This is a genomic window from Mycolicibacter senuensis, from assembly GCF_003284925.1.
GTDB classification, from domain to species: Bacteria; Actinomycetota; Actinomycetes; order Mycobacteriales; family Mycobacteriaceae; genus Mycobacterium; species Mycobacterium algericum_A.
Genome location: NZ_QMEX01000154.1, coordinates 1 through 7,708, shown reverse-complemented (window position 1 = coordinate 7,708; position 7,708 = coordinate 1). Strand labels below are relative to the sequence as shown.

The window sequence follows — 7,708 nt, the reverse complement described above, 5'->3', positions numbered from 1 at the left end:
CGCCACCAACGGCCAGGTCAACTTCCACGCCCGGGTCGCCGCCAACGCGCTGCGCATCGTCGAACGGGAGTTGCGCGACACCGCCGCCGGCGCCGCGACGCACGCCCTGTCCGGACTGGGTTTCACCGACGAAGCCGGCCTGGCCGCCGCCATCCGGGCCGGTGACCTCGACGACAGATCCGACGCGGTCGAAGCCTGTCTCTACACCCTGGTGCGCCACCGACTCTCGATCGACCACCCCGGCTACGATCGTTGAAGCGTTAGAGTCACTGCGCGACAGTCACTTCGGTGGTCGTCGCGCAAACCCGCTCTATCGGCGCCGTACGAGCAGTAGCATTCCCAACGTGTCTGACTCCACGCCTTCCTCCCAAGCGCTGCGGATCCTGGTCTACAGCGACGATGCCGCTACCCGCGCGCGGGTCATGACCGCGTTGGGCAAGCACCTGCACCCGGATCTACCGGAGCTGAGCTATGTCGAAGTAGCGACGGAACCGGTGGTCATCCGGCAGATGGACGCCGGCGGCATCGACCTCGCCATCCTGGACGGGGAGGCCACCCCGGCCGGCGGGATGGGCATCTGCAAACAGCTCAAGGATGAGCTCACCCCCTGCCCGCCGATCGTGGTGCTGACCGGCCGCGCAGACGACGTATGGCTGGCGAGATGGTCCCACGCCGACGGCGTGCTGCCGCACCCGGTGGACCCGATGGCGCTGAGCCGCGAGGTACTGGGGCTGCTGCGTACCCCGACGCGCGGTTAATGCGGCGGTCCCAGCTTCACCTCTCCTGCGTCGAGCCTCGCTGAACCCCCGGGGTTGATACGGCGGCTCCCGCCCGGCCGAACCGCCGGGTTAGGGCAGCCTCAGAAGCGAATTGCCCTGTGGCCGTTGGTCGCTGATGGTGATGCCGGTCACAGTTGCCTACAATTTCACATTCTTCGCGACCTCCCGGTTGCCGCGGGCTAGGCTGTGCCTGAACTCACAATCGACGCCCGGAAGGGAACCACGTCACTGAGCATGAACCAGTATCTGCCGATCCTCGCGCTCGCCGCGCTCGCCGCCGGTTTTGCCGTGTTCTCCGTGGTCGCCGGGGCACTGGCCGGCCCGTCACGCTACAACCGGGCGAAGCTGGACGCCTACGAGTGCGGCATCGAACCCACCGACCAGCCGGTCAGCGGACCGCATGCCCCGCCTGGGCAGCGCTTCCCGGTGAAGTACTACCTGACCGCGATGCTGTTCATCGTCTTCGACATCGAGATCGTTTTCCTCTATCCCTGGGCGGTCGCTTTCGACGGCCTCGGGGTGTTCGCCCTGATCGAGATGTTGCTGTTCGCCGCCGTCGTCTTCGTCGCGTATGCCTACGTCTGGCGGCGCGGCGGCCTCAATTGGGATTGATTTGGAGTAGGCGGGCTTATCGATGGGATTAGAAGAGCAACTACCGAGCGGTCTCCTGTTGTCCACCGTGGAGGACCTCGCCGGTTATTTCCGCAAGGGCTCGCTGTGGCCGGCCACCTTCGGCCTGGCGTGTTGCGCGATCGAGATGATGTCGTCGATGGCGCCCGACTACGACATCTCCCGGTTCGGCATGGAGGTCTTCCGGGCCTCGCCGCGACAGGCCGATCTGATGATCGTGGCCGGCCGCGTCAGCCAGAAGATGGCGCCGGTGCTGCGGCAGATCTACGACCAGATGGTCGAGCCGAAATGGGTGCTGTCGATGGGCGTGTGCGCATCGTCGGGCGGGATGTTCAACAACTACGCGATCGTGCAGGGGGTGGACCATGTCGTCCCGGTCGACATCTACCTGCCCGGCTGCCCGCCACGGCCGGAGATGCTGATGTACGCAATTCTCAAGCTGCACGAGAAGATTCGCGATATGCCGTTGGGCGCCAACCGGGAGCAGGTGATCACTGCCACCGAAGAGGCGGCCCTGTCGGCCCCATCCACCTGGCAGATGAGGGGGTTGCTGCGGTGAGCCAGGGCACTGCCGACGGTGAAGGCCCGGCCGACTCCGAGGATGTGATCAAGGTCCGTCGCGGACTGTTCGGCGCGGCCGGCCCCGGCGACACGTCGGGGTACGGAGGTCTGGTGAGCGAGGCGGCGCTGCCGGGCGAGACACCGCGGCCCTACGGCGGCTACTTCGACGAAGTCGTGGATACCCTCACCGCGGTGCTGCAGCGCGACGGGATCGAATTCGCCGATGCCGTCGAGAAAGTGGTGGTGTACCGCGGCGAGCTGACGTTGTATGTCCATCGGGCACAATTGCCGGCGGTCGCCCAGTTGCTGCGCGACGAACCGGCCCTGCGATTCGAACTGAGCCTCGGGGTGTCCGGCGTGCACTACCCCGCCGACACCGACCGTGAGCTGCACGCCGTCTACCCGCTGCGCTCCATCACCCACGGACGGCGGATCCGGCTGGAAGTCGCTGCGCCGGATGCCGATCCGCACATCCCGTCGCTGTACGGCGTCTATCCCACCACCGACTGGCACGAGCGCGAGACCTATGACTTCTTCGGGATCATCTTCGACGGCCACCCCGCGCTGACCCGGATCGAGATGCCCGACGACTGGCACGGCCACCCGCAACGCAAGGACTACCCGTTGGGCGGCATCCCGGTCGAGTACAAGGGCGCGCAGATACCGCCGCCGGACCAGCGGAGGGCCTACAACTGATGAGCACCGAGACACCCCGGACCGTCCTGAACGTCGGCGGCCAGGAATGGGACCAGGTGGTCGAAGCGGCCCGCGCCGCCGACCCCGGCGAACGGATCGTCGTCAACATGGGCCCGCAGCATCCGTCGACGCACGGTGTGCTGCGCCTGATCCTCGAACTCGACGGCGAGACGGTGACCGAAGCCCGTTGCGGCATCGGCTATCTGCACACCGGCATCGAGAAGAACCTGGAGAGCCGTTACTGGACCCAGGGCGTCACTTTCGTGACCCGGATGGACTACCTGTCGCCGTTCTTCAACGAGGTCGCCTACTGCCTCGGGGTAGAGAAGCTGCTCGACGTCACCGACGAGATCCCGCCACGCGTCAGCCAGATCCGAGTACTGATGATGGAACTCAACCGGATCTCCTCGCATCTGGTTGCGCTGGCAACCGGCGGCATGGAACTCGGCGCGCTGTCGGTGATGCTGTTCGGCTTCCGGGAACGCGAACTGGTGCTCGACATCTTCGAGACCATCACCGGACTGCGGATGAACCACCAGTACATCCGGCCCGGCGGAGTCTCGGTGGACCTGCCCGACGAGGCGATCGGCCAGATCCGCGACTTTCTCAAGCTGATGCCCAAGCGGCTCAAGGACATCGAGGACCTGCTCACCGATAACTACATCTGGAAGGCCCGCACCAAGGGGGTGGGCTACCTGGATCTGACCGGATGCATGGCGCTGGGCATCACCGGCCCGGTGCTGAGGTCCACCGGCCTGCCGTACGACGTCCGCCGCGAAGAGCCGTACTGCGGCTACCAGGACTACGAGTTCGATGTGATCACCGATGACGGCTGTGATGCCTACGGCCGCTACCTGATCCGCATCGCGGAGATCAAGGAGTCGCTGAAAATCGTCGAGCAGTGTGTGGAGAAGTTGGTCAAGTCGCACGGCGATCCCGTCATGATCGAAGACCGCAAGATCGCCTGGCCGGGCGACCTGACGATAGGCCCGGACGGGCAGGGTAACTCGCGCGAGCACATCGGCTGGATCATGGGCCACTCGATGGAGGGGCTGATCCACCACTTCAAGCGGGTCACCGAGGATCTGTGGGTGCCGCCCGGGCAGGTGTTCGTATCGGTCGAGTCGCCGCGCGGCGAGCTGGGGGTGCACATGGTCAGCGACGGCGGCACCCGGCCCTACCGGGTGCACTACCGAGACCCGTCGTTCACCAACCTGCAGGCGGTCGCCGCGATGAGCGAAGGCGCACTCATCGCCGACGTGATCGCCGCGGTCGCCAGCATCGACCCGGTGATGGGCGGGGTGGACCGGTGAGCGAAACGGGTGACCTCCAAAGAAAAATTGCCAACAAGACCGGACGTGGCCGGCTGATGCCGCCGACCGCCGGGACCGACGGCAACCGGGTGTTCCTGCAGCTGGGCCGGCCACCGGAGGAACCGAACCAGTTCAACCACCCCGATGCGCCGCGCAGCTACTCCGATGAGGTGCGCGCGCGCCTGGAGGCCGACGCCAAGGAGATCATCGGTCGCTACCCGCAGCCACGCTCGGCGATCCTGCCGCTGCTGCACCTGGTCCAGGCCGAGGACTCCTACATCACCCCGGCCGGTCTGTCATTCGTGGCCGACGTGCTCGGGTTGACCGGCGCCGACGTCGCCGGCGTCGCCTCGTTCTACTCGATGTACCGGCGCAAGCCGACCGGCGAATACCTGGTGGGCGTGTGCACCAACACGCTGTGCGCGGTGATGGGCGGCGACGCCATCTACGACGCGCTCAAGGAGCATCTGGACGTCAACGACGCGCAGACCACCGCCGACGGCAAGGTCACGCTGGAGCGCATCGAGTGCAACGCCGCCTGCGACTGCGCCCCGGTGGTGATGGTCAACTGGGAGTTCTTCGACCAGCAGACCCCGGAGTCGGCGCGCGATCTGACCGATGCGCTGCGCTCCGGTGGTGAGGTGCGGCCCAGTCGCGGGCTGCCGCTGACCAGTTTCCGCGAAACCGCCCGGGTGCTGGCCGGATTCGCCGACGATCGTCCCGACGACGGCCAGGGCGGCCCGGCCGGGCCGACACTGGCCGGGCTGCGCTTCGCCCACGAGCACGGCATGGCCGCTCCGGAAACCGACGCCGACGGGAGCGGACAGTGACTTCCCCACCGAGCCGCGCCACCGCGGCGACGCCGCTGACCCCGGTGTTGAGCAGCTACTGGGACGACCCCGAATCCTGGACGCTGGAAACCTATCGTCGCCACGGCGGCTACCAGGGCATGCAGCGGGCGCTGGCCATGGCTCCCGACGATGTCATCGAGCTGGTCAAGGATTCCGGGCTGCGCGGCCGCGGCGGTGCCGGATTCTCCACCGGGACCAAGTGGTCGTTCGTCCCGCAGGGCACCGATGGCGCGGGCGCCAAACCGCACTATCTGCTGGTCAACGCCGATGAATCCGAGCCCGGTACCTGCAAGGACATCCCGCTGCTGCTGGCGACGCCGCACGTGCTCATCGAGGGCATGATCATCTGCAGCCACGCGATCCGCGCCCGTCACGCCTTCATCTATGTGCGCGGTGAGGTGCTGCCGATCCTGCGCCGACTGCACAACGCGGTGGCCGAGGCGTACGCGGCGGGGCTGCTGGGCACCGACATCGGCGGCACCGGCTTCGACCTCGACATCACCGTGCACGCCGGGGCGGGCGCCTACATCTGCGGCGAGGAGACCGCGCTGATCGACTCGCTGGAGGGCTACCGGGGTCAGCCCCGGCTGCGCCCGCCCTTCCCGGCAGTCGCCGGGCTGTACGCCTCCCCCACGGTGGTCAACAACGTCGAATCCATTGCCAGCGTGCCGTCGATTCTGCGTAACGGGGCGGACTGGTTCCGGTCGATGGGCACCGAGAAGTCCCGCGGTTACACGCTGTATTCGCTGTCCGGGCACGTGAATCGGCCCGGCCAGTACGAGGCTCCGCTCGGCATCACGCTGCGCGAACTGCTGGAGTACGCCGGCGGGATTCGCGACGGTAACCGGCTGAAGTTCTGGACGCCCGGCGGGTCGTCGACCCCGCTGCTGACCGATCAACATCTCGACATCCCGCTGGACTACGAGGGTATGGCGTCAGCCGGTTCGATGTTGGGCACCAAAGCGTTACAGATCTTCGACGAGACCACCTGCGTGGTGCGCGCGGCCCGGCGCTGGTCGGAGTTCTACAAGCACGAGTCCTGCGGTAAGTGCACGCCCTGCCGGGAGGGCACCTATTGGCTGGTGCCGATCTACGAGCGGCTGGAGACCGGCCGCGGCACACCCGAAGACCTCGACACCTTGCTGGACATCGCTGACGTGCTGTTCGGAAAATCCTTCTGCGCGTTGGGGGATGGCGCTGCGATGCCGGTGCAGTCGTCGATCGAGTACTTCCGTGACGAATACATCGCCCACCTTGACGGGGGCTGTCCGTTCGACCCGAAAGCGAGCATGTTCGTGCCTAACGGATCCGACGGCGGTGCGGCATGACCGGGCCCGACCGTCAGGAGAACCCGGAGTCGGTGACCTTCACCATCGACGATCAGCAGGTCACGGTGCCCAAGGGCACCCTGATCATCCGGGCCGCCGAGCAACTGGGGATCGAGATCCCACGGTTCTGCGATCACCCGCTGCTGGACCCGGTCGCCTGGTGCCGACAGTGCATGGTCGAGGTGGAGGGCCAGCGCAAGCCGCAGCCCTCCTGCGCGGTGGCCGCGGCCGAGGGCATGGTGGTGCGCACCCAACACACCTCCGCCGAAGCCGACCGAGCCCAGCACCTGGTGATGGAACTGCTGCTGATCAACCACCCGCTGGACTGCCCGACCTGCGACAAGGGCGGTGAATGCCCGCTGCAGAACCAGGCGATGGCCCACGGCCGCACCGAGACCCGCTTCGAAGAGGCCAAACGGACCTACCCCAAGCCGATCAACATCTCCTCGCAGGTGCTGCTGGACCGTGATCGCTGCATCCTGTGTGCGCGCTGCACCCGGTTCGCCGACGAGATCGCCGGGGACAAGTTCATCGAGATGATGGACCGCGGCGCCCTGCAGCAGGTCGCCATCTACACCGAGACGCCGTTCGACTCCTACTTCTCCGGCAACACCGTGCAGATCTGCCCGGTGGGCGCGCTGACGGGCGCCTCATACCGGTTCCGGGCCCGCCCGTTCGACCTGGTGTCGACGCCCAGCGTCTGCGAGCACTGCGCGTCCGGGTGCGCCCAGCGCACCGACCACCGGCGCGGCAAGGTGATGCGCCGGATGGCCGGCGACGACCCGGACGTCAACGAAGAGTGGAACTGCGACAAGGGGCGCTGGGCGTTCACCTACGCCGTCCAGCCCGACCGGATCAGCACGCCGCTGGTGCGCGACGACAGCGGCGAGCTGGTCTCCACCTCGTGGCCGCATGCGCTGGCGGTAGCGGCGCGCGGCCTGGCCGCGGCGCGCGAAGGCACCGGCGTGCTGGTGGGCGGCCGGGTGACCGCCGAGGACGCCTACGGGTACGCCAAGTTCACCCGGGTGGCGCTGCGCGGCGACGACATCGACTTCCGGGCGCGTACCCAGTCCGCCGAGGAAGCCGCGTTCCTGGCCGCGCGGGTGGCCGGGAGCGGAATCGGCATGAGCTACGCCGACCTGGAAACCGCTGCAACAGTGCTGCTGGTCGGCCTGGAGCCCGAGGAAGAGTCGCCGATCATCTTCCTGCGGCTACGCAAGGCCGCCCGCAAGAAGGGCGCCGGCGTGTTCGCCGTCGCGCCGTTCGCCGACCGCGCACTGACCAAGATGTTCGGCACCCTGCTGCCGACCGTTCCCGGCGGCGAAGCGGCTGCGCTGGACGGCATCATCGACGGCTCCGGCCATGCCGAGCTCAGCGAGCGGCTGCGCCAACCCGGTGCGGTGGTGCTGGTCGGCGAGCGGCTGGCGGGCTCCCCCGGCGCGCTGTCCGCGGCGGTTCGGCTGGCCGAGGCGACCGGGGCGCGACTGGCCTGGGTGCCGCGGCGCGCCGGGGAGCGCGGCGCCCTCGACAGCGGCGCCCTGGCGGGCCTG

At 67.8% G+C, this 7,708-nt stretch carries 9 protein-coding genes; all 9 read left to right on the top strand.

Annotated elements, in window-relative coordinates; translation table 11 throughout:
* Positions 1-256: DUF6285 domain-containing protein (locus DQP56_RS20905; RefSeq protein WP_234825757.1), on the top strand; the 256-nt coding region annotated here is incomplete at its 5' end.
* An 88-nt stretch (positions 257-344) separates the two neighbouring features.
* Positions 345-758, top strand: a complete 414-nt coding sequence (locus tag DQP56_RS20900) for an Rv3143 family two-component system response regulator (RefSeq protein ID WP_112688714.1) — start codon at positions 345-347, stop codon at positions 756-758.
* A gap of 255 nt (positions 759-1,013) precedes the next feature.
* Positions 1,014-1,391: an NADH-quinone oxidoreductase subunit A gene (locus DQP56_RS20895; RefSeq protein ID WP_112688712.1), complete on the top strand. Its 378-nt coding sequence runs from the start codon at positions 1,014-1,016 to the stop codon at positions 1,389-1,391.
* A 22-nt stretch (positions 1,392-1,413) separates the two neighbouring features.
* Positions 1,414-1,968: a NuoB/complex I 20 kDa subunit family protein gene (locus tag DQP56_RS20890; RefSeq protein ID WP_013829789.1), complete on the top strand. Its 555-nt coding sequence runs from the start codon at positions 1,414-1,416 to the stop codon at positions 1,966-1,968.
* The gene (locus DQP56_RS20885; RefSeq protein ID WP_112688710.1) at positions 1,965-2,666 is read left to right on the top strand and encodes an NADH-quinone oxidoreductase subunit C; all 702 of its coding nucleotides are present in this window, start codon (positions 1,965-1,967) and stop codon (positions 2,664-2,666) included. Before DQP56_RS20890 ends, DQP56_RS20885 begins: the two co-directional genes overlap by 4 nt.
* On the top strand, positions 2,666-3,979 hold the full coding sequence (gene nuoD / locus DQP56_RS20880; protein WP_013829791.1) for an NADH dehydrogenase (quinone) subunit D: 1,314 nt from the start codon (positions 2,666-2,668) through the stop codon (positions 3,977-3,979). Before DQP56_RS20885 ends, nuoD begins: the two co-directional genes overlap by 1 nt.
* Positions 3,980-4,035: 56 nt before the next feature.
* Positions 4,036-4,809, top strand: a complete 774-nt coding sequence (gene nuoE / locus DQP56_RS20875; RefSeq protein ID WP_112688708.1) for an NADH-quinone oxidoreductase subunit NuoE — start codon at positions 4,036-4,038, stop codon at positions 4,807-4,809.
* Positions 4,806-6,158, top strand: a complete 1,353-nt coding sequence (nuoF, locus tag DQP56_RS20870; protein WP_112688706.1) for an NADH-quinone oxidoreductase subunit NuoF — start codon at positions 4,806-4,808, stop codon at positions 6,156-6,158. Before nuoE ends, nuoF begins: the two co-directional genes overlap by 4 nt.
* Positions 6,155-7,708 (top strand): NADH-quinone oxidoreductase subunit G (locus tag DQP56_RS20865; RefSeq protein WP_112688704.1); only part of this gene is annotated, 1,554 nt, incomplete at its 3' end. The genes nuoF and DQP56_RS20865, both read left to right, overlap by 4 nt.

Excerpts from the sequence above, each read along its gene's own strand:
- nuoE (WP_112688708.1), top strand. The coding sequence starts at position 4,036 with ATGCCGCCGACCGCCGGGACCGACGGCAACCGGGTGTTCCTGCAGCTG.
- DQP56_RS20890 (WP_013829789.1), top strand. The coding sequence starts at position 1,414 with ATGGGATTAGAAGAGCAACTACCGAGCGGTCTCCTGTTGTCCACCGTG.
- DQP56_RS20895 (WP_112688712.1), top strand. The coding sequence starts at position 1,014 with ATGAACCAGTATCTGCCGATCCTCGCGCTCGCCGCGCTCGCCGCCGGT.
- nuoD (WP_013829791.1), top strand. The coding sequence starts at position 2,666 with ATGAGCACCGAGACACCCCGGACCGTCCTGAACGTCGGCGGCCAGGAA.